The sequence below is a fragment of the Actinomadura harenae genome (assembly GCF_003696215.1).
Taxonomy (GTDB): Bacteria; Actinomycetota; Actinomycetes; order Streptosporangiales; family Streptosporangiaceae; genus Spirillospora; species Spirillospora harenae.
Genome location: NZ_RFFG01000106.1, coordinates 1 through 19,396 on the forward strand (window position 1 = coordinate 1; position 19,396 = coordinate 19,396).

The 19,396-nt window shown below is 72.9% G+C and carries 19 protein-coding genes; 12 read left to right on the plus strand and 7 right to left on the minus strand.

The features are described from left to right. Positions 1-877: MFS transporter (locus EBO15_RS35740; protein WP_122198901.1), on the plus strand; the 877-nt coding region annotated here is incomplete at its 5' end. A gap of 32 nt (positions 878-909) precedes the next feature. On the opposite strand, the gene EBO15_RS35745 is transcribed toward EBO15_RS35740, so the two are convergent. Both EBO15_RS35745 and EBO15_RS35750 read right to left on the minus strand, forming a co-directional pair. Next, positions 910-1,209, minus strand: coding sequence for a DUF6204 family protein (locus tag EBO15_RS35745; RefSeq protein ID WP_233616663.1), 300 nt, complete (start codon positions 1,207-1,209; stop codon positions 910-912). Beyond that, complete coding sequence (locus EBO15_RS35750) at positions 1,206-1,862, minus strand: TetR/AcrR family transcriptional regulator (protein ID WP_122198902.1); 657 nt, start codon at positions 1,860-1,862, stop codon at positions 1,206-1,208. The genes EBO15_RS35745 and EBO15_RS35750 overlap by 4 nt, the downstream gene beginning before the upstream one ends. 75 nt (positions 1,863-1,937) lie before the next feature. On the opposite strand from EBO15_RS35750, the gene EBO15_RS35755 reads away from it, so the two are divergent. From EBO15_RS35755 to EBO15_RS35775, 5 genes are all read left to right on the plus strand, one after another. After that, on the plus strand, positions 1,938-2,705 hold the full coding sequence (locus EBO15_RS35755) for an ABC transporter ATP-binding protein (RefSeq protein ID WP_122198903.1): 768 nt from the start codon (positions 1,938-1,940) through the stop codon (positions 2,703-2,705). A gap of 10 nt (positions 2,706-2,715) precedes the next feature. Next, positions 2,716-3,477, plus strand: a complete 762-nt coding sequence (locus EBO15_RS35760) for an ABC transporter permease (RefSeq protein ID WP_122198904.1) — start codon at positions 2,716-2,718, stop codon at positions 3,475-3,477. A 90-nt stretch (positions 3,478-3,567) separates the two neighbouring features. Then, positions 3,568-3,918: a YciI family protein gene (locus EBO15_RS35765; RefSeq protein ID WP_122198905.1), complete on the plus strand. Its 351-nt coding sequence runs from the start codon at positions 3,568-3,570 to the stop codon at positions 3,916-3,918. A gap of 137 nt (positions 3,919-4,055) precedes the next feature. Then, a complete protein-coding gene (locus EBO15_RS35770) occupies positions 4,056-5,288 on the plus strand; it encodes an RNA polymerase sigma factor (RefSeq protein ID WP_122198906.1) in 1,233 nt (410 codons plus the stop codon). An 84-nt stretch (positions 5,289-5,372) separates the two neighbouring features. Further along, a complete protein-coding gene (locus tag EBO15_RS35775) occupies positions 5,373-5,792 on the plus strand; it encodes a DoxX family protein (protein ID WP_122198907.1) in 420 nt (139 codons plus the stop codon). Positions 5,793-5,844: 52 nt separating this feature from the next. Here EBO15_RS35775 and EBO15_RS35780 read toward each other — a convergent pair whose 3' ends face one another. Both EBO15_RS35780 and EBO15_RS35785 read right to left on the minus strand, forming a co-directional pair. Beyond that, positions 5,845-6,648 carry an SAM-dependent methyltransferase gene (locus tag EBO15_RS35780; protein ID WP_233616664.1) on the minus strand — a complete coding sequence of 268 codons (804 nt, stop codon included), beginning with the start codon at positions 6,646-6,648 and terminating at the stop codon, positions 5,845-5,847. 19 nt (positions 6,649-6,667) lie between these two features. Then, the gene (locus tag EBO15_RS35785) at positions 6,668-7,945 is read right to left on the minus strand and encodes a serine hydrolase domain-containing protein (protein ID WP_122198919.1); all 1,278 of its coding nucleotides are present in this window, start codon (positions 7,943-7,945) and stop codon (positions 6,668-6,670) included. Positions 7,946-8,299: 354 nt separating this feature from the next. Here EBO15_RS35785 and EBO15_RS35790 point away from each other — a divergent pair, with 354 nt between their 5' ends. After that, a complete protein-coding gene (locus EBO15_RS35790; protein WP_122198909.1) occupies positions 8,300-8,953 on the plus strand; it encodes a TetR/AcrR family transcriptional regulator in 654 nt (217 codons plus the stop codon). Between the two features lie 67 nt (positions 8,954-9,020). Then, the gene (locus EBO15_RS46925; protein ID WP_122198910.1) at positions 9,021-12,482 is read left to right on the plus strand and encodes an AAA family ATPase; all 3,462 of its coding nucleotides are present in this window, start codon (positions 9,021-9,023) and stop codon (positions 12,480-12,482) included. Positions 12,483-12,492: 10 nt separating this feature from the next. Here EBO15_RS46925 and EBO15_RS35800 read toward each other — a convergent pair whose 3' ends face one another. Then, entirely contained in the window at positions 12,493-13,638 is a 1,146-nt protein-coding gene (locus EBO15_RS35800) for a hypothetical protein (protein ID WP_122198911.1), read from the minus strand. A 295-nt stretch (positions 13,639-13,933) separates the two neighbouring features. Here EBO15_RS35800 and EBO15_RS35805 point away from each other — a divergent pair, with 295 nt between their 5' ends. Together EBO15_RS35805 and EBO15_RS45520 are read left to right on the plus strand one after the other, a co-directional pair. Continuing rightward, positions 13,934-14,113 (plus strand): hypothetical protein, encoded by a 180-nt coding sequence (locus EBO15_RS35805; RefSeq protein WP_122198912.1) that lies wholly within the window; start codon positions 13,934-13,936, stop codon positions 14,111-14,113. A gap of 148 nt (positions 14,114-14,261) precedes the next feature. Beyond that, on the plus strand, positions 14,262-16,160 hold the full coding sequence (locus EBO15_RS45520) for a serine/threonine-protein kinase (protein ID WP_199745010.1): 1,899 nt from the start codon (positions 14,262-14,264) through the stop codon (positions 16,158-16,160). A gap of 389 nt (positions 16,161-16,549) precedes the next feature. Here EBO15_RS45520 and EBO15_RS35815 read toward each other — a convergent pair whose 3' ends face one another. Next, the gene (locus EBO15_RS35815) at positions 16,550-16,777 is read right to left on the minus strand and encodes a DUF397 domain-containing protein (RefSeq protein WP_122198920.1); all 228 of its coding nucleotides are present in this window, start codon (positions 16,775-16,777) and stop codon (positions 16,550-16,552) included. 74 nt (positions 16,778-16,851) lie between these two features. After that, positions 16,852-17,673 (minus strand): helix-turn-helix domain-containing protein, encoded by an 822-nt coding sequence (locus tag EBO15_RS35820; RefSeq protein WP_122198921.1) that lies wholly within the window; start codon positions 17,671-17,673, stop codon positions 16,852-16,854. Between the two features lie 339 nt (positions 17,674-18,012). Between EBO15_RS35820 and EBO15_RS35825 the strand changes: the two genes are divergently transcribed. Together EBO15_RS35825 and EBO15_RS35830 are read left to right on the plus strand one after the other, a co-directional pair. Beyond that, entirely contained in the window at positions 18,013-18,660 is a 648-nt protein-coding gene (locus EBO15_RS35825; protein ID WP_233616666.1) for an ATP-binding protein, read from the plus strand. A 145-nt stretch (positions 18,661-18,805) separates the two neighbouring features. After that, on the plus strand, positions 18,806-19,177 hold the full coding sequence (locus EBO15_RS35830) for an STAS domain-containing protein (RefSeq protein WP_122198923.1): 372 nt from the start codon (positions 18,806-18,808) through the stop codon (positions 19,175-19,177). The last annotated feature ends 219 nt before the right edge of the window (positions 19,178-19,396 follow it).

Consider the following 19,396-nt stretch of genomic DNA (forward strand, 5'->3'; position numbering starts at 1 on the left):
CATCAGCGGCAGCGCGGTCGCGGCGGGCCCGGTGCTCGGCGGCCTGCTCGTCGGCGCGGCGGGCTGGCGCGCGGTCTTCGTGGTGAACGCCCCGATCGCGCTCGCGGTGCTGGCGCTGACGGCGGGCGCGGCGGTCCGCTGCCCGCGCGGGACCCGGCGGATCAACGTCCGCTCGCAGCTCGCGGTCATCGCCTCCCTCGGCCTCGCCACGGACGCGCTGATCGCGGCGGGCGCGCGCGCCTGGCCGCACGCCGCGCTCTCCGGCGCCGCCGCCGTGGCCGCCGTCGCCGTCCTCGTCCGGCTGGAGCGCGGATCGGCGGAGCCCGTGGTGGACGGGGCGCTGCTGCGGAACCGGGGCGTGCTGCTCGGGCTCGGCGTCGGCGCGGCGGTCAACTTCGCGCTCACCGGCGACCTGTTCGTCCTGCCGCTGACGCTGCACCGCGGGCCGGTCGCGACCGGGCTGGCGATGCTGCCGATGACCGTCCCGTTCGTCCTCGGCCCGCCCGTCACCGGACGGCTCGTCGCGCGCTTCGGCCCGCGTCCGGCACTGCTCGGCGGCACGGTCCTGCTGACGGCCGGCGCCGCGCTGCTCGCGGCCCACGTCCTCACGGCCGGTCTGCTGCTCACCGGGTGCGGCGTCGCGCTGGCGCTGCCGTCCCTGGCCGCCGCCGTCATGGGAGCCGCCCCGGACGGCGGCGCCGGGGCGGCGGGCGGGCTGCTCAACGCCGTCCGGCAGAGCGGCGCGACGCTCGGCGTGGCCGTCGCGGGCGCCTTCGCGTCCACGAACCCCTCGGTCGCGCTGCTGATCCCGGGCGTGCTCTGCGCGGCCGCGGCCGCGGCCGTCGCCCTGGCCCTGGCGACCACCCGCCGCGGGTGAGCATGCGGCGCGTGACCGTGCGGCCTGGGGTCTCAGCGCTTGCGGCGGATCTTGATGTCGCGCATGTCCGTGACGGCCGTCTTCAGGACCTCGTAGGGGTGGCCGTGGGCGTCGAGGGCGGCCAGGGCGGCGAGGCCCGCGTCGTCCTCGTCGTCGTCCGGTCCCGCCGGGATCTCGACGCGGAAGGTGAAGACGGAGAACGAGCCGTCGCAGGTGAACGTGCCGCGCTCGGTGAAGGCGACGCCGAACGGGTCGCCTCCGGCGAGCGCGGTGCGCGCCGCGTCGTCCAGGTCGCCGAACTTGCCGCGGATGGACACGCGGAACCTGTTCACTTCGGTTCGTCCTCTCGGGGGCGGGTGGCGTAGGCGAGGACGCGGTCGCCGAGCAGCGGCTCCATGGCGTCCAGCAGGTCGAGCATGGCGGCGGCGATCTCGCCGGGCGGCTCGTCGCGCGCGGTGCGCTCGGCGATCTCGACGAACATCGTCTCCTGCGTCCAGGCGATCTGCGCGGCCACGAGCCGGGGCACCGGGTCGTCCGGGGACGCGCCGGACGCCGCGGCCAGCTCGGCCGTCAGCGCGGCGCGCATGTCCGAGCCGAGCCGGTCGAAGCGGGCGAGGAGCGTCGGCGACTCCCGCACCATCCGCATGAACCGGCCGTAGCCGAGGGTCAGCCCGACGCTGCGGTCGCGGCGGCGCAGCTCCTCGCGCAGGTTCCGCAGGACGGCCCGGGCCGCCGACTCCCCCGGCGCGCGGTCGCGGACGAACGCGGCGAGCCGGTCGGCGGACGCCGTCTCCCCTTGCGGGAGGACGAGGTCCTCCTTGGCCACGAAGTAGTTGTAGACGGTCTTCACCGACAGGTCCGCGGCCTCGGCGATCTCGGCCATCGTGACCGCCTCGAAGCCTCGTTCGACGAACAGCTTGGTCGCGACCTCGGCCAGGTGCCGCCGGGTCGCGCGCTTCTTCCGCTCACGCAGGCTCTCCGTCACGCGCCCCACCTTACACGGCATGCGAAACTTTCAATCGATTGTATTTTTCGCATCCGTTGTGCTTTCATGCGGGGCATGACCCCACCCGTCCTCGACGTCCACGGGCTGAGCCGCACGTTCCGGCTGCGGTCCGGTCCCGTCCACGCGGTCCGCGGCATCGACCTGGCGGCCGAGCGCGGCGAGATCCTCGGCGTCCTCGGCCCGAACGGCGCCGGTAAGACCACGACCGTCCGCATGCTCGCCACGCTGCTGCCCCCGTCCGGCGGACGGGCCGTCGTCGCCAGCCACGACCTGCTCGCCGACCCCGGCGCCGTCCGCGCCCGGATCGGCTACGTCGCCCAGTCCGGCGGCCTCGACCCGAACTGCCCCGTCGGCGAGGAGCTCGTGACGCAGGGCCGGATGCACCGGCTCTCCCGCGCCGCGTCCCGCGTCCGCGCCGCCGAGCTCGCCGCCGACCTCGACCTGGAGGACCTGCTCGAGCGGCCGACCGCCGCCCTGTCCGGCGGGCAGCGCCGCCGCCTGGAGATCGCCCTCGGCCTGGTGAACCACCCCGAGGTGCTGTTCCTGGACGAGCCGACCACCGGCCTCGACCCCGGCAGCCGCGCCGACCTGTGGGACCTGGTCCGGCGCGTCCGCCACGACCACGGCACGACCGTCCTGCTCACCACGCACTACCTGGACGAGGCCGACGCGCTCGCCGACCGCCTCGTCGTCGTGGACGCCGGAGAGGTCGTCGCCGAGGGCACCCCGGCCGGCCTCAAGGACCGGCACGGCGCCGCCACCCTCCAGGACGCCTTCCTCGCCATCACCGGGCGCGCCACCGACACGCCCGCCACCGTCTAGGACCCCTGCCATGAACCGTCTCCTCGCCGACACCGGTGTGATCTTCGGCCGCTCGATGCGGCAGACCCTGCGGTCCAAGACCGCGCTGACCTTCGGGATGCTCCAGCCGCTGCTGTTCCTCGCCCTGATGGGACCGCTGCTGGCCAAGGTCGACCTGCGGACGGGCGGCTCGTCCTGGCAGGCGTTCGTGCCGGGGCTGCTCGTCCAGCTGTCACTGCTCGGCGGCATGTTCGTCGGGATGGGGATCCTGGTCGAACGGCACGTCGGCGTGATCGACCGGATGCGGGTCACGCCCCTGCACCCCGCCGCGCCGCTGCTCGGCCGGACGCTGCGGGACGTCGTCCAGCTCGTCGTCCAGTCCGCGCTGCTCGTCCTGCTCGGCCTCGCGTTCGGGCTCCGGGCGCCGGTCGCGGGCGTCCTGCTCGGGTTCGTGTTCGTCGGCCTGCTGTCGGCCGCGCTCGCCCTGCTGTCGTACGGCCTGGCGATGAACGTCAAGACCACGCCCGAGTTCGCCGCGATCGCCAACACGACCGTCCTGCCGATGATGCTGCTCGCGGGCCTGCTGCTGCCGATGACGCTCGCGCCCGGCTGGCTGGACGGGGTGTCCCGGGCCGTCCCGTTCCGCTACACCGTCGACGCCATGCGGCACCTGTACCTCGGCGAGTACGCGGACACGACGGTCCTGACCGGTCTCGCCGTCACCGTGGGGCTGACCGTCGTCGCCCTCTGGGGCGGACTCGCCCTTTTCCGCAGGTCAGGGCGTACTCCATGATTTCCTGAAAAAACTTCCCGGGTCATGTCGAACCGGCCGTCCCTCGATCGACGCCTAGGTGAAGCGACACCCGGAGCGAAGGAGAGCACGATGCGGTTCCTCATGATGACGGTCGACGACGGTACCCGGCAGGGCCCGGTGGACGACGGGCTCCAGGCGGAGATGGGCGCCTTCATCGCCGAGATGAGCCGGTCCGGCGCGCTGCTGGCGACCGGCGGACTCGACCCGCGCGCGACCCACGTCGTCGCCAAGGACGGCCGGGCCGAGGTCGTGGACGGCCCGTTCAGCGAGTCCAAGGAGTTCGTGGTCGGCTTCGCGCTCATCGAGACCCGGACCGAGGAGGAGGCCATCGAGCTCTCCCGCCGCTTCTGGGCCATCATCGGCGACGGCCGCGGCACGATCCAGCGCGTGTTCGGCCCGGAGGACATGCCCGGCCAGTGACCGTTCAGGGCCACGCGCCATGACCGGCCTCCCAGCCGCCCACCTGGTCCGGAGGCCCGGTGACCTGCACGCCCGCTCGCGCGACCGCGCGGCGGGCGTGTTGCCGTTTCCCGCGCCGAAGTGCTGTTATCGGGCGCGTGAGGGATGTGAACCGGACGATCGACGCGGTCTGGCGGCTGGAGGCGCCGCGGATCATCGCGGGGCTCGCGCGGCTGGTCAACGATGTCGGACTGGCCGAGGAGCTCGCGCAGGACGCGCTGGTCGCGGCCCTGGAGCAGTGGCCCGCCCAGGGCGTCCCGGACAATCCGGGCGCATGGCTGATGTCGGTCGCCAAGCGGCGCGGGATCGACCGGATCCGGCGCGAGCGGACGTTCGCGCGGAAGGTCGAGGAGGTCGGGCAGGCCCTTGAGGCCGCGACCGAGATGCCCGAGCCGGACGAGATCGCCGACGACCTGCTGCGCCTCGTCTTCACGGCCTGCCACCCGGTGCTGTCGCGGCAGGCGCGGGTCGCGCTGACACTGCGGATGCTCGGCGGGCTGAGCACGGACGAGATCGCGCGCGCGTTCCTCGTCCCCGAGGCGACCGTCGCGCAGCGGATCGTCCGGGCGAAACGGACGCTGAGCGCGTCCGGCGTGCCGTTCGAGGCGCCGCAGGGCCCGGAGCGCGCGGCACGGCTCGACTCGGTGCTCGAGGTCGTCTACCTGGTCTTCAACGAGGGATACGTCGCGACCGCCGGGTCCGAATGGCTTCGCGTGGACCTCTGCCAAGAAGCGCTCCGCCTCGGACGCCTCCTCGCCGAGCTCGCCCCACGCGAACCGGAAGTGCAGGGCCTCGTCGCGCTCATGGAGATCCAGGCGTCCCGCACGCGCGCACGAGTCGGCAAGGACGGCGCGCCCGTCCCGCTGCCCGAACAAGACCGCGGCCTCTGGGACCGGCTTCTCATCTCACGCGGCTTCGAGGCCCTCCTGCGCGCGCAGGAGATCGGCGCCCCGCCCGGCCCGTACGTTCTCCAGGCCGCGATCGCCGCCTGCCACGCGCAGGCCGCGTCCGCCGAGGAGACCGACTGGGAGCAGATCTCCGGACTGTACGAACTCCTCGTGCGCGCGGAACCGTCCCCGGTCGTCCAGGTGAACCGGGCGTTCGCCCTCGGCATGGCGTTCGGCCCGCGACGCGGCCTGGACGTCCTCGACGCGCTGGCGGACGAGCCGTCCCTGACGAACTACCACCTGCTGCCGAGCGTCCGTGGCGACCTGCTCGCGCGGCTCGGCGAGCGTCCGGACGCGGCCCGCGAGTTCGCCCGCGCGGCCGCCCTGACCCGCAACGAAGCCGAGCGGGCCGTCCTGGAGAAGCGGGCCGCGGAACTCTCCTAGAAAAAACTTCCGGGGCGTGTCGATCCGGGCGGTGGCCGATCGACGCACTGACGAGACGCGAAACGAACCGGAAGGACACCCGCCATGACCACCGCCACCGCCACCACCAGCACCGCCGCCACCACCCGCTCCCGCCGCCGGACGATCCTGTGGGGCTTCCAGATCCTCATCGCCGCGTTCCTGCTGATCGCGTCGGCGATGCCGAAGTTCGCCGGGCAGAAGGACGCGGTCGAGACGTTCGCCAAGATCGGCGCCGGGCAGTGGTTCCGCTACGTCACCGGCGCCGTGGAGGCCGCGGGCGCGATCGGGCTGGTCGTCCCCCGGCTCGCCGGGCTCGCCGCGACCGGCCTCGTCGGGCTGATGATCGGCGCCGCGATCACGCAGGTCGTGTGGCTCGTCCCCGGCTGGGCCGCGTTCCCGCTGGCGCTCGGCGTGGTCTTCGCCCTGATCGCCCGCGACCGCCGCGCCGAGACCCGCGACCTGCTGCGCGGCCTCCGCAGGTGACCCCGCGAGCGGCGGGCGGCCCGGACGCCCGGGCCGCCCGCCTTTCCGCTCGTCAGCTCGGGCGTTCGGCCGTGAGGAAACCGCGGCGCATGTCCCTGGGGGTCACCCTGCCGTAGGACGCCGCGGCGTCGCTGAGGCCGTGGCACGCGACGCGCCAGCCGTGCTCCTCCATCCAGGACGCGTACGCCTCACCCAGCCCGCCCTTCCACAGGCGACCGGCCGGGAACTGCTCCGGATGCGTCCGCGCGAGGTCGATCAGCCACGCGGTGCCCGCGCCGTCCTCGCTCGCGAGGCGGCTGCCCGGCGCGGACAGGGCGGTGACGCCGTCCATCAGGGACGCGGCGTCGTCGGCGGAGAGGTAGATCAGCAGGCCCTCGATCAGCCACGCCGTCGGCAGGGACGGGTCGAACCCCGCGTCCCGGAGCCGCCCCGACCAGTCCTCCCGCAGGTCGGCGGGGACGACGGTCCGCTCGCAGCGCGGCTCGGCGTCCGCGAGCGTCGCCTCCTTGAAGGCGAGCACGCCGGGAAGGTCGACCTCGAAGAACCGCACGCCGTCCGGCCAGTCCAGCCGGAACGCGCGTGTGTCGAGCCCGGCCGCCAGCACGACCACCTGCCGGATCCCGGACGCTGCGGCGGCGAGCATGCGGTCGTCGAAGAACCGGGTGCGGATGATCACCTGGAGGACCATCAGGTCCCGCCCCGCCCCGCCCGTGCCCGGCACGGCGGGCGGCCCGGCCGCCGCGAACGCCTCGGCGTAGGGGTCGGCGAAGATCCGGTCCTCCCGCCGGTGCTCGGCGGCCCGTATCCGGGCCACGCCGAGCGCCGTGCGCCCCACGCCACGCGTCAACTCGTCCAATTCGATGGTCCTCTCCCGGTCAGAACGGCGGCGTGACGAAGGTCAGCGGAAGGAAACGGGTCGTCGCGGCCGAGGTCGCCGACGACGCGTCGGACGGTCCGCACAGCGCCTGCAGGACGTGCGCGCCGAGCGCGTTGTCGATCGGCCCGGTGATCGGGACGCCCTGGCCGTCGAGCCGCTGGAACCCGGTGCGGTTCATCGCGACCGTGAGCTGCCGCCCGCCGTCCTGGCCGGTCAGCGACTGGGTCGCCGCGCCCCAGACCGAGCCGTCGTGCCCCCAGAACCGCCCGCAGGGCAGGTTCAGGGCGTAGATGCCGAGGCCGTAGTCGAGGACGGTCTGGCCGTTCGCGTCCTTCACCGGAACCGTCTTGCGCATCTCGGCCAGCGAGTTCCGGCTGGTCAGCCGCCCGGTGAGCAGGTCACGGTAGAAGTGGTTCAGGTCGCCCGGGGTGGAGATCAGCGAGCCCTCCGTGGACGACCAGCTCATGTTGTAGTCGCTGTAGTCGCGCGGCTGGTCCAGGGCGCCGAACAGCGACTCGTACATCTTCGGGTGCGGACCGTGGATCCCCACGTCGTCGCCGGGGAAGTAGGTGTCGCGGAGCCCGGCGCGGCGGATCACCGACGCGGTGATGTAGTCGGCGGCCCTCTCCCCGGTGATCTTCTCCAGCAGCAGCCCGAGGATCACGTAGTCGGTGCCGGAGTGGCTCCAGTTCTGCCCGGGGTCGCCGGTCGGCTTGGCGCCCAGCCCCCACTCGACGAGCCGCCGCGGGCTCAGGCGCCGGTTCCGGTACGCGTCGAGGCTCTCGGCGGACGGGTCCGACAGCGACGGGAACGCGGCGGACAGGTAGTCGCCGATGCCGCTGGTGTGGCCGAGCAGCATCCGCACGGTGATCTCCCGCCCGCGCGGCCCGGGGACGACGTCCGGGAGGTAGCCGCCGATCGGGTCGTCCAGGTGGACGCGCCCCTGGTCGACCTGCTGGAGGACGGCCGTCGCGACGAACGTCTCGGTGATGCCGCCGACGCGCTGCCGCATGTCGGTCCGGACGGGCCGCCCGGACGCGGTGTCGGCGACGCCGGACGCGCCCCGCCATGCCGTTCCGCCGTCCTGGACGGCCGAGTTCAGGCCGTACATCCCGGCCTCGTGGGCGGCGTCCAGGGTGGCCTGGAGCTTGGCGTGGTCGAGCGCGGACGCCGTGGGCTCGCCGACCGTCGGGATCTGCGGGACGCCGTCCTGCCCGGCCGGGGCCGGACGCCCGGCCGCCTGGAGGGTCAGGGGGCTCCCGAGCCGGTCGGGCATGGGAGCGGTCCAAGGGAACGGCGACGAAGCCGCGAGCGTTCCGCTCCCCGCTCCCGCGGGCAGGGACCCCACACCTCCCTCCGCGGGAGCGGCCGCCGCCGTCCCGGCCGTGACCACCGTCGTCGCCAGCGCCGCCGCGGCCATAAGCCGCCGGAGCCGCCTGGTCTCCATCCCGCCACTCCAGTCCATGAACCGTCCGGGCGTCGCACCCGGTCGTCGTCCACTCTGGCACCACAACTCAACGCAAGTCCGACATCAAGGCGAACCGGACATGGAGATGTGACGGGATGGTGATCCCACGGGTTCGCGGCGGCCGTTCCCGAATGATTCTTAGGTCCGTCCTAGAATCTGCGCATGACCGCTCGGACCGAGGGCCTGCGCGCCCGGAAGAAGCGCGAGACCAGGCTCGCGATCTCGCACACCGCCACCCGCCTGTTCCTGGAACGCGGCTTCGAGGCGGTCACGATCGCCGAGATCGCCGAGGCGGCGGGTGTCGCGAAGATGACCGTCACCAACTACTTTCCGCGCAAGGAGGACCTGGCCCTCGACATCCACGAGGAGTTCGTCGCCGGGCCCGCCGCGACCGTCCGCGGCCGCACCCCCGGCGAGTCCGCGCTCGCCGCCCTCCACCGCGCCTACCTGGACGCCGTGGACCGGCGCGAGGCCGTCGCCGGGTTCAGCGGCGCGCCGTTCGCTCGGATGATCACCGAGAGCCCCACGCTGGCCGCCCGCGTCCGCGAACTCCACGAGGAACGCGAGAACGCCCTCGCCGAAGCCCTGGCCGAGGCGACCGACGAGATCGCAGGGGCCGCGCCCGGGCTCGTGGCCCGGCTCGCGGCGGCCCAGTTCGGAGGCGTCCACCGCATCCTGTTCGACGAGGCCCTCCGCCGGACCGTCGCCGACCGGTCCCCCGAGGAGATCGCCACCGCCCTGTCCGACGCCGCGTCGGAGGCGTTCGCGCTCCTCGAACCCTCACTCGGCGGTTACGCCGTGCGGACGGACGAGTGAACGTGGCCACAGTTGTCCCGGAGACGGCCTAACCTTTACGCCGGGTTTGTTGGCGAGGGGGTCTTGCGTGGCGCTGCCGGAGCATCTGGAGCTGCTGGTCACCGATGAACCGGTCTGCGACTACTGGGCCCACGGCCCCTGGCGCGTGCCGGACGGCCTGTTCACCGAGATCCGCGACCGGGTCGAGACCCTGGTCAACGACCCCCGCTGCAAGGACCTCACCACCGACGACCTGGAGCTGCTGACCGCGCCGTCCCCGCTCGTCCTCGGCGACCTCGTCCTCGCCCTGGAGTTCCTCGGCGGCGGCTCGGCCGTGTGCACCGGATCACACTCGCGGCTCCAGTACCAGTTCTTCGGCAAGTACCACCGCGAGCCCCGCGAACTGCTCCTCGACTTCCCCGCGTGGATCGTGACCAGCGGGAACTTCCGTCCGCTGGAGTGGCTCGGCGACAGCGGGGACAAGGAGCTCGCCCTCACCCTGGCCCGCGAGTCCCTGGACGTCCTGGCCGGGATCGAGCCCCTGGAGCCCCGGCGGCGGGCCCTCGCCGAACTCCTCGCCGACCCGCCCCCCGACCTGGACATCACCGACCACCTCGTCGACCAGCGCCAGGCGTGGATGGACCACGCGTCCGACGACGTCATCGCCGCGCTGCCCGAGCTCGCCGGGCCGATCGGCTACCTGGAGTGGATCTGCGCCGGGCTCACCCCCGCGCACGAGCACCTGCGCGCCGCAGCGCCGCGCGAGGAGCCCGTCCAGGACCTCTACGTCCACCTGCTCCTCCAGGGCGGGCTCCGGGAGGTCCCCGCCGAACTGTCCGCCGTGCTCGGCGAGGGCTCCTACGGCGAGCTGCTCGAACGGTTCGCCCACGTCCGGGACGCCGGGTTCGACGCGTCCGAGTGGAGCGACGGCGTGCGGGCGTGGCTCGCGCGGGCGCTCGGCGCGGGCGAGGCCGACGCCTGCCGCGGCTGGCTCGACATGGCCGTCCGGTTCACCGGATCCGTGCAGGGCCTGCCCGCCGACTGCGACATCCCCGACCCGCAGTCGATCCCCGTCAGCCAGTTCCAGTACGACCTGCGGAGGCTGTTCCGGCCGCGCCGCCGGGTCGTGAACCCGCTCGCCTCGTCCGTCGGGAAGGGCACGCCGCGCTCACGCCGCCCGAAACCGTCCGCCGAGGTCGGCTCCGACCTGGTCGGGCAGCCGGACGTCGTCGCCGCGCTCTCCCGGATCGCCGAGGGCGACGACCCCGTCCGGCTCATGCTCGTCGGCCCGGACGGCACCGGCAAGCGGGACGCCGCCCAGCACGTCGCCCGCCTCCTGCTCGACCGGGGCGTCACCGCGTCCCCCCTGTGGCTCGCGGACGACTTCTTCGCCGGCAAGGAGGTCTCGGCCGCCACCACGCACCTGTACAACGACGCGCGCGAGTCCGCCGGCTCCCGCCTCATGGTGATCGACGGCCTGGACGACATGTCCCGCGACCCGCGCAGCGGCGAGGCCATCGTCGAGGAACTGCACCGCGCCCTCGACGTCCACGACGACCTGCACGTCGTCGCGCTGTGCGAACCGGGCGGCGACGAGCGGATCCGCGAGGTCAACCCGGCGCTGTCGCTGCGCTTCGAGGTCGTCCACACCCGCCCGTTCTCCCCGGACGCCTTCTCCGAGCTGTTCTCCCGCGCCCTCGCCGCGCGCGGCGCCCGCGCCCACAAGCGCGCCCTCGCCGCCGCCGGCGACCTGCTCGCCCGCACCCCCGCCGTCCGGAACCTGCGCAACGCCCGGCTCGCCCAGCGCCTCGCGGACGTCGTCGTCGCCGACGTCCGCGCCCGCACCGCGCCCGGCGACGACCTGGTCGTCCGGCGCGCCGACGTCCCGGCCCGCTTCGACGCCGCCGGCACCGCGTCCGACCCGCACGTCGAACTGGACGCGCTGGTCGGCCTCGCGCCGGTCAAGAAGGAGATCGAGCTCATGGTGGCCGGGGCGAACGCGGCCCGGCTGCGCCGCGACGCCGGGCTGCCCGCGGGCGCCCCGTCCCGCCACATGCTGTTCACCGGCAACCCCGGCACCGGCAAGACCGAGGTCGCGCGGCTCCTCGCCCGCCTCTACAAGGACCTCGGCATCCTCTCGTCCGGGCACCTGGTCGAGGTGTCCCGCGCCCAGCTCGTCGGCCAGTACCTCGGCGAGACGGCCGTGAAGACGCGCGAGGTCGTCCGGCGCGCGGTCGGCGGCGTCCTGTTCATCGACGAGGCCTACGCGCTCGCCCAGTCCGACCTGTCGGAGGACTACGGGCCCGAGGCCGTCGCCGAGCTGGTCAAGATGATGGAGGACCACCGCGACGACCTCGTCGTCATCGCCGCGGGCTACGAACGCGAGATGCAGCGGTTCGTCGCGTCCGACCCGGGCCTGGCCTCCCGGTTCCCGGTGACCGTCCGGTTCCCCGACTTCACCGACGACGAACTCGTCGAGATCTTCTCCCGCATGTCCGCCCTGTCCGGGCTGGCCCTGACGGACGAGGCGTCCGCGAAGGTCGCCGACCTGCTCCGCCGCGCGCCCCGCGGACGCTCCTTCGGCAACGCCCGCCTCATGCGCAACCTGTGCGAACGCGCCCAGGCCCTCCAGGCCCGCCGCGTCACGTCGCTGAAGCGCCCGTCCGCCGAGCGCCTCGCCGAACTGCTGCCCGCCGACATCCCCGACTCGCTCACCGGCGCGTCCCGCGCGGTCGTCGCCGACCCGCTCGGCACCCTCGACGCCCTGGTCGGCCTCCGCGACGTCAAGACCGAGGTGCACCGCCTCGCCGCCGAGGCCCGCAGCGCCGAACTCCGCCGCGCCGCCGGACACCCCGCCGTCCGGCCCACCCGCCACATGGTCTTCAGCGGCGGCCCCGGCACCGCCAAGACCACCGTCGCCCGCCTCGTCGCCGCCGTCCACGCCGACCTCGGCCTGCTCTCCTCCGGGCACCTCGTCGAGGTCTCCCGCGGCGACCTGGTCGGCGGCTACCTCGGCCAGACCGCCCCGCGCGTCAAGGCCGCCGTCGAACAGGCCCTCGGCGGCGTCCTGTTCATCGACGAGGCCTACGCCCTCGGCTCCGACGCCTACGGCGCCGAGGCCGTCGCGACCCTCGTCAAGCTCATGGAGGAGTACCGCGGCGACCTGCTCGTCATCACCGCCGGCTACGAACGCGAGATGACGTCCTTCCTCGCCGCCAACCCCGGCCTGGAGTCCCGCTTCCCCAAGCGCCTCCGCTTCCCCGACTACACCGACTCCGAACTCGTCCAGATCTTCGAGGCCCTCGCCGCCGACGACGGCCTCACCCTCGCGGACGGCGTCCGCGAGACCCTCCGCGCCCTCCTGACCACCGTCCCGAGGGGCCCGTCCTTCGGCAACGGCCGCTTCATCCGCAACCTCCTCGACGCCGCCGTCGCCACCCAGTCCGTCCGCCTCACCACCACGACGACCCCCGACCCCGCCGTCCTCCGCCCCGAAGACCTCCCCACCACCCTCCCCACCCCGGCCACCGCCCCCGGCCTCTACCTCTGACCTCCCGGGGTCAGGCGGCGCGGTGGCGGATGTCGTTGACGACCTTCTGCATGTCGCCCTTCTCGTCCGGGGGGCCGGTGAGCTGGACGGCGACGGCGGTGTCGACGGGGCCGCCCGGGCGGGACGCGAAGACGTGGCTCATGGCGACGCGGACGACGTTCTGCTGGGCGCTGTTGGTGCCGGTCTCCTCGGCGTACTGCGTGGTGGGATCGGTGGCGCGCCAGTCCTTGGCGGTGACGGCCATGGCGTTGCGGGCGGCCTCGCGCTGGGTGGGGCCGCAGCCGGACGGGCAGGACTGGAGGGCGACGAGGCCGCCCGCGCTGGTGCCGCCGGTCGGCGGGAAGCCCTTGCCCTCGTGGGCGCAGACCCAGCGGTTGGAGAACGGCGGTTTGTCGCTGCGTATGCAGCCCCATCCGTCCGGGACGTTGAAGTCGAACGGGAAGCCGCTCAGCTTCATGAGGTAGGGCTTGTCGCCGCCGCCGAACACCGGGCCCTCCACATGGGCCTTGTCGTCGCCCGGCGGTTCGGCGGTGTCCGAGGACGTCGGGGACGGGCCGGGCGTGTCGCTCCGCGTGATCGGGGCGGGAAGCGTGTGGGAGCCGGACGCGGTGTGCCTGCCGGACTTGCCGCTCACGAAGACGAGCACCGCGCCGACCCCGATGAGGATCAGGGCGGCGAAGGCCATGATCGGGACGGCCACGGGCATGCCGCGCGGAGCACTCGGCGGCGGCACGTGGGCCGGGGCGGGGGCCGGGGCGGGGGTGTGCGGCTCGGCCGACCAGGGCGGAGCGAAGGCGGGCACGTTCGCGGGGGTCGGGTCGTCGGCGGACAGCGCGGCGGCGTCCATCATCCCGAGGACGTCCCGCATCCCGCCGCCGTCGGACGGGAGGGCCACCCAGATCGGCGGGAAGTTCGTGGAGGACCCCGCGACCTCGTGGTCCTCCGAGTACGCGCCGACGGCGGAGGCCAGGCGGGCGCGCACGCCGGGGTCGGCGGCGGCGGTCGGGTACAGGACGCCGACGACGACCTGCCGCCGCCGGTGGTCCTCGCCGAGGAAGACGGTGCCCGCGCCGTGCGAGCCGAGGCGGCCGGTCAGGGTGAGGCCGCCGATCAGGCGGGGATCGGCGAGCTGCAACGGTTCCGCGTTCGGCTCCACGGCTCTCCTTCGTCCGGTGTCCCGGGTTGGACGGTCGGGCGGACGATCACGTTCGGCCCGACCCGGTCGGCACACCGCATCCTGCCGGATCCGGCCAAACCGCCCAAAACCGCCCACGGACGGCCGCCACCAGGGGATGCTCGAGGCATGGTCAGCCTGATCTGCTTAGCGCCGCGAAAGTTTTTTGACGAAGCGGCCGCTCGGCAGGAATAGCCCCGTGGATCTTGCGGTTGCAACTATCGCGTACAAGATCCCGCACGGCGGGTGACCCCTCCGCGACTCGAAGGAGATCACCATGCAGAGCAGCATCCCCAAGGCTCGCAACGACGAGAACAGAACCGTGCGGACCCGTTCACTCCGGGCGCTCGCGGTCGCGGCGCGGCTGGAACGCCACCACGCCCCCGAGGCGCCGCCAGGCGCCGAGGGACGTGCCGCGCACCGGCCCGCGCACCGCAGGGCCCCCGAGAACGCCTGAGAAACCGCAGGTCCGACCGTGGCCCTCGCGCGAGATTTCGCGCGAGGGCCACGTTCTTGTGCGGGACAAACTAGGATTTTCTGACCACACCGACAGAACGACCGCTGGAACGTCTGCGACGGGGGAAAGCCGAGTGACGGACAGGACGATGCCTGACGCCCATCCCCTTAGGCCCGGAGACCCGGGTGAGCTCGGCGCCTACGATGTGCTGGGCCGGCTCGGCGAGGGCGGGCAGGGGTCGGTCTTCCTGGCCCGGAGCAAGCGCGACCACACCGAGTTCGTCGCCGTCAAACTGCTCCACACCGGACTCACCGGGGACGAGACGGCGCGCAACCGGTTCGTCCGGGAGCTCGAGGTCGCCAAGCGCGTCGCCCGGTTCTGCACCGCGCAGGTGCTCGACGCGGAGGTCGCGGGCGACCGCCCCTACATCGTCAGCGAGTACGTCCCCGGCATGTCGCTGCAGCGGCTCGTCCAGGAGGACGGGCCGCGCACCGCGGGCGCGCTGGAGCGGCTGGCGGTCAACACGCTGACCGCGCTGCAGGCGATCCACCAGGCCGGGATCGTGCACCGCGACTTCAAGCCGCACAACGTCATGATGGGCCCGGACGGCCCGCGCGTGATCGACTTCGGCGTCGCGCGCGCCCTCGGCGCGGCGGGCGAGACGCAGAACGTCGGCACTCCGGCGTACATGGCGCCGGAGCACTTCACCGGCGGCGCGGTCGGCCCCGCCGCCGACATGTTCGCCTGGGGCACGACGATGGCGTTCGCCGCCACCGGCCGTCCCGCGTTCGGCAACGACGAGATGGCCGGTGTCATGCACCGGATCCTGACCGGCGATCCCGACCTCGGTGACCTGCCCGACCCCCTTCGCTCGATCGTGCTCGCGTGCCTCGACAAGGACCCGGCCCGCCGTCCCGGCGCCCGCGAGGCGCAGGAACGCCTGGTCGGGGCCGCGGCGGGCACCAGCCCCGTGCCCGCGCCGCCCGCTCCCGTATGGACCGTCCCCGGAGACCGGTCTGTCGCGTCCGGCCAGCCCGGCGCGCCCTCCGGCCAACCTGTGGACAACGGCAACGCCAACGGCCCTTCGCCCTTCCCGGCAGCTGCCGCTTTCCCCTCAGCACCCGGAATGCCTGGAGCAGACCCCTCGAACCCCGGCACCCCACCGCCCAACCCGGGCCAATGGCAGGCCGGGCCCGGAGCGCCGAACGGGATGTCCGACACCGGCGGCGGCACGCAGCCGGGCGGCCCCTGGCCGAACGGCGCGGCCCCCGCCGTCCCGCCTGGTCCCGGCGTTCCCCCTGGTCCCGGTGTTCCCCTTGGCCCCGGCGGTCCGGGCTCGGACGGCCGGACGAACCCCGGCCCCCCGCCGGTCGTGTGGAACGGCGGCAACGGCCCAGGCTCGTCCAACCGCAAGCAGCGGAAGCTGCTCGTCCCCCTTCTCGCAGCGGCGGCCGTGCTCGTCGTGATCGGGGGCGTGTCGGCATGGGCGCTGACGGGTTCCGACAACGGCGGGAAGAACGACAAGCCCCTCGCTCAGGGGAACGGTGGAGCGACCGGTAACAACCCTTCGGGCGAAGCCGCGGGCAAGGTCGGCGGCAAGAAGTCCAAGTCGCCGACCAAGACGCCCAGCACCTCACCGTCCTCCGGCGCGCCCACCAAGGACGACTCGCCCAAGCCCACCGACAGCAAGAAACCCGCCGACAGCTCCCCCAAGCAGGAACCGGCCAACCGGTACACCCCGCAGCAGGTCTGCAACGCGGGCGGGCATGGCGGCGGCTACTACGTGCAGCGCTCCCTCTCCGCGTCCGGTGGGACGGCCTACATGCTCTACAACAGCTCGGGCTACAACTGCGCCGTCACCATGAAGACGACCGGCGTCGGCGCCAAGACGGCCGTCTCCGTATGGATCCAGGCACAGGGAGGCGCGCAGGTCTCCGACTCGGGCGCGTTCCAGTGGTACGCGGGCCCCGTCTTCACGAAGGCCCCCAAGACCTGCGTCCGTTTCGGCGGCAACGGAGCCTCCGCCCCCTGGGGCAACTGCGGCTGACCAACGACAACGACCGTCACCACCCCGAACGGCACGGCACCACCCCGACGGCACGGCACCACCCCGACGGCACGGCACCAGTCCGAACGCACGGCACCACGCCGGACGCACGACCAGCGCCTGGTGGAGTCAGCGCGTATCGGACGCACTGCCAGCGCCTGGCGGGAGTCAGTGCGCCATGGACGCGCGGCCGCGCGCAGCGAACAGCGAACGCACAGCCGACCCGTGACGGACGCGCGGGCGGCGTGTGTGCTTGCGGGGAAGGCGTGGGGCGCAGCCAGGCCGCGTACGAGACGGCTTGGCTGCGTTCACGGACGTGTTCCGCGCGGAACGGGCGGGTCGTGTCGCCACGGCCGCCCTGGACGGCCCTGGGGGCCGCTGACGCGGTCTCAGTTGTCGGACGGTGCGATGAGGTGATCGAAGTCGCCGTCCTTGGCGCCGAGTATCAGCGCCTCGATCTCAGGACGGGTGTAGATGAGGGCGGGGCCCTCCGGGTGGCGCGAGTTTCGCATGGCGACACGGTCGCCGGGGAGTTCCGCGATCTCGACGCAGTTGCCTTGGGAGTTGCTGCGGCGCGATTTGAGCCAGCGCGCACCGCGCAGGCTGGTCGCCGGCATCCCGTTGTAGGGATAGGGGACGGCGTGGGGCCGACCGTCACCGGTCGGGAGCAGGGGCTCGTCGGTCGGGAGCATCATGTCTCTCTGAGGAAATCACCGAGAAGCTCGACGGTGTGCTCCGGGGTCGCACTGTCGACCGACAGGCGCTCCATGGCCTGGAGATACGTGTCGACGTCGTCGCGCTTGTCGAGGTACATCGCGCCGGTGAGGCTCTCCACGTACACCACGTCCGGAAGGTCCTGTTCGGGGAACCGGAGGATGGTGAACGCGCCGCCCTCAGCGGCGTGCGCGCCGAACTGGAACGGCATGACCTGGATGGTGACGTTCGGCAGCTTGGACACCTCGATGAGGTGCTCGAGCTGGCCGCGCATCACCTCGGGGCCGCCGATCGGCCGCTTCAGCGCGCTCTCGTCCAGGACGGCCCACAGCCGGGGCGCGTCCGGAGCGGTGAGCCGTTCCTGGCGTTGCAGGCGCAGGCTCACGCGTTGTTCGATCTCACTTTCGGGTGCGCCCGCGTTGCCCTGCTGGATGATGGCCCGCGCGTAGCCCTCCGACTGCAGCAGCCCCGGGACGAACTGCAGCTCGTAGGTGCGGATGAGCGCCGCCGACTCCTCCAGCCCGACATAGGTCTGGAACCAGTTCGGCAGGACGTCGGTGTAGCGGTGCCACCAGCCCGGCGTGTTGGCGTCCCGGGCGAGTTGCAGCAGCGAGTGCCGTTCGCCTTGGTCGTTGACGCCGTACAGGGTGAGCAGGTCTTCAACGTCGCGTTCCTTGAAACTGACCCGCCCCAGCTCCAGTCGGCTGATCTTGGACTCGGACGCGCGGATGACATAACCCGCGTCCTGGCGGCTCACGCTCTTCGCCTCACGCAGGCGACGGAGCTGTGAACCGAGCAGGATGCGGCGGACCGTCGATCCGGTACCCGGCGTCTCTGGAGCCACGCCCAACCTCCCGGCCGTTCTGGCGGACAGCGAACCTAGTGTGCCACCGCCCGGCGATATCCGCCGGGGGGTGCGGGGACCATGGTCCCCTTTCGAGTCGTGACCTTGGAATCCGTCGTCCGGGCACCTCCTGTTCCGACCTGCTTCGTTGTGCTCTGGAGCGTGCAGGCGCCAGATGCACGTGCATCAGCCGATGCATTTGGCCCTTGCATTCGCACGCTACGATGCGCAGGATAACGCACGAGACTTCCGAGCCATGGCTGCACAACGAGATCACTCTGCGGGGTCCCGGGAATGACGTCACGCCACGCGCACGACGACACGCGCTGGAGGGTCGAGTCCGCCGCGCGCGCAGCGTCCTCAGCGCCCTCCGCCATGCCGCCTGCCGCGCCCTCGGGCGCGTCCGCGACGAGCGTTCCGGAGGCCGCAGACCTCCCACCGCATCTGGACCACGCCCTGCGCGACCTGGTCCGCTCCTGCGCGACGACGGTCACCTTCACGGTCCTGCCCGACCCCGAGTCGGTCACCGCCGCGCGCCACTTCACGCTCACCCGGCTGACCGAGTGGGGCCTGGCCCCGCTCTGCGACGACGTCGGCCTGGTCGTCTCGGAACTGGTCACCAACGCGCTGCGGCACAGCGGCGGGACCAGCTCCTGGTGGACGAGCCCGGACGGGCACCGCGGCGACGTCCACGAGTTCGGGGACGCCGACGACCCGCTGTGCTCGGCCCCCACCGCCATCCGGCTCCGGCTCCTGCACAGCGCGGACTGGCTACTGTGCGGCATCTTCGACGCCAGTTCCGACGGTCCCCGGCGTAAGGAGCCCGACTACATCGCCGAAACGGGCCGCGGACTCCACCTGGTGGAGTCGTTCAGCTCGAACTGGGGCTGGTCGTCCCTGCCGTTCGGCAAGGTCGTCTGGGCACTCTTCCGGACGGTCTGACCGGGCCTGACCGTGCCGTCCCGGACGTCCCGACCTGGGAATCGTCCGGCCGCGCGACCCGCGCGGCGCCGGGGACGCCCGGCGGGATAACCGGTGGTTCCCCGGGTATAGCCATCACCCATCGGAGCGCTGACAGGGAGTGGTCGTGGAATTCGCGGTCGAGCATCGGGTCGTGCAGGACCTCACCGTGGTCAAGATCAGCGGCGAGATCGACGTGTTCACGAGCCCGCGCCTCCGCGAGATGCTCCTCGACATCATCGACAACGGCGGGCAGCACCTGGTGGTCGACCTCGGAGAGGTGACCTTCCTGGACTCCACCGGACTCGGCGTGCTCGTCGGCATCTACCACCGCCTGCGCGCACGAGACGGCTCCATGTCGTTCATGGGCGTCAACGAGCGGGTCCGCCGGGTCTTCCACGTCACGCAGCTCACCAAGATCTTCGTCCTGCACCGGACGTTCGAGGACGCGCTGGCCGCGCACCGGTCCGCCGACTCGTCCCCCGACACCCCGTCCTAGCCCTGATGGCGCTTTCGCGCGTTGACATTTGCGCGCGCGATGCGGGCGCGCGTGCGCACGACTACCACGGACATGCCGCGAGTACGCGCAGGCAGACACGGACACGAGCACATGTGTCGAAGCAGACACGGACACGTGCGACGCGTGCGTGGGCGGCGGGAGCCGGGTGCGCTTCAGGCGCGTGAGGGGAAGCCCCAGCCGGTACGGTGAAACCGGGGA

Bases quoted from the DNA above. Each gene is read 5' to 3' on its own strand.
- EBO15_RS35755 (WP_122198903.1), top strand. From the start codon at position 1,938: ATGACCCCACCCGTCCTCGACGTCCACGGGCTGAGCCGCACGTTCCGG.
- EBO15_RS35760 (WP_122198904.1), top strand. From the start codon at position 2,716: ATGAACCGTCTCCTCGCCGACACCGGTGTGATCTTCGGCCGCTCGATG.
- EBO15_RS35765 (WP_122198905.1), top strand. From the start codon at position 3,568: ATGCGGTTCCTCATGATGACGGTCGACGACGGTACCCGGCAGGGCCCG.
- EBO15_RS35775 (WP_122198907.1), top strand. From the start codon at position 5,373: ATGACCACCGCCACCGCCACCACCAGCACCGCCGCCACCACCCGCTCC.
- EBO15_RS35785 (WP_122198919.1), bottom strand. From the start codon at position 7,945: ATGCCCGACCGGCTCGGGAGCCCCCTGACCCTCCAGGCGGCCGGGCGT.
- EBO15_RS35790 (WP_122198909.1), top strand. From the start codon at position 8,300: ATGACCGCTCGGACCGAGGGCCTGCGCGCCCGGAAGAAGCGCGAGACC.
- EBO15_RS35805 (WP_122198912.1), top strand. From the start codon at position 13,934: ATGCAGAGCAGCATCCCCAAGGCTCGCAACGACGAGAACAGAACCGTG.
- EBO15_RS45520 (WP_199745010.1), top strand. From the start codon at position 14,262: ATGCCTGACGCCCATCCCCTTAGGCCCGGAGACCCGGGTGAGCTCGGC.
- EBO15_RS35815 (WP_122198920.1), bottom strand. From the start codon at position 16,777: ATGCCGGCGACCAGCCTGCGCGGTGCGCGCTGGCTCAAATCGCGCCGC.
- EBO15_RS35825 (WP_233616666.1), top strand. From the start codon at position 18,013: ATGACGTCACGCCACGCGCACGACGACACGCGCTGGAGGGTCGAGTCC.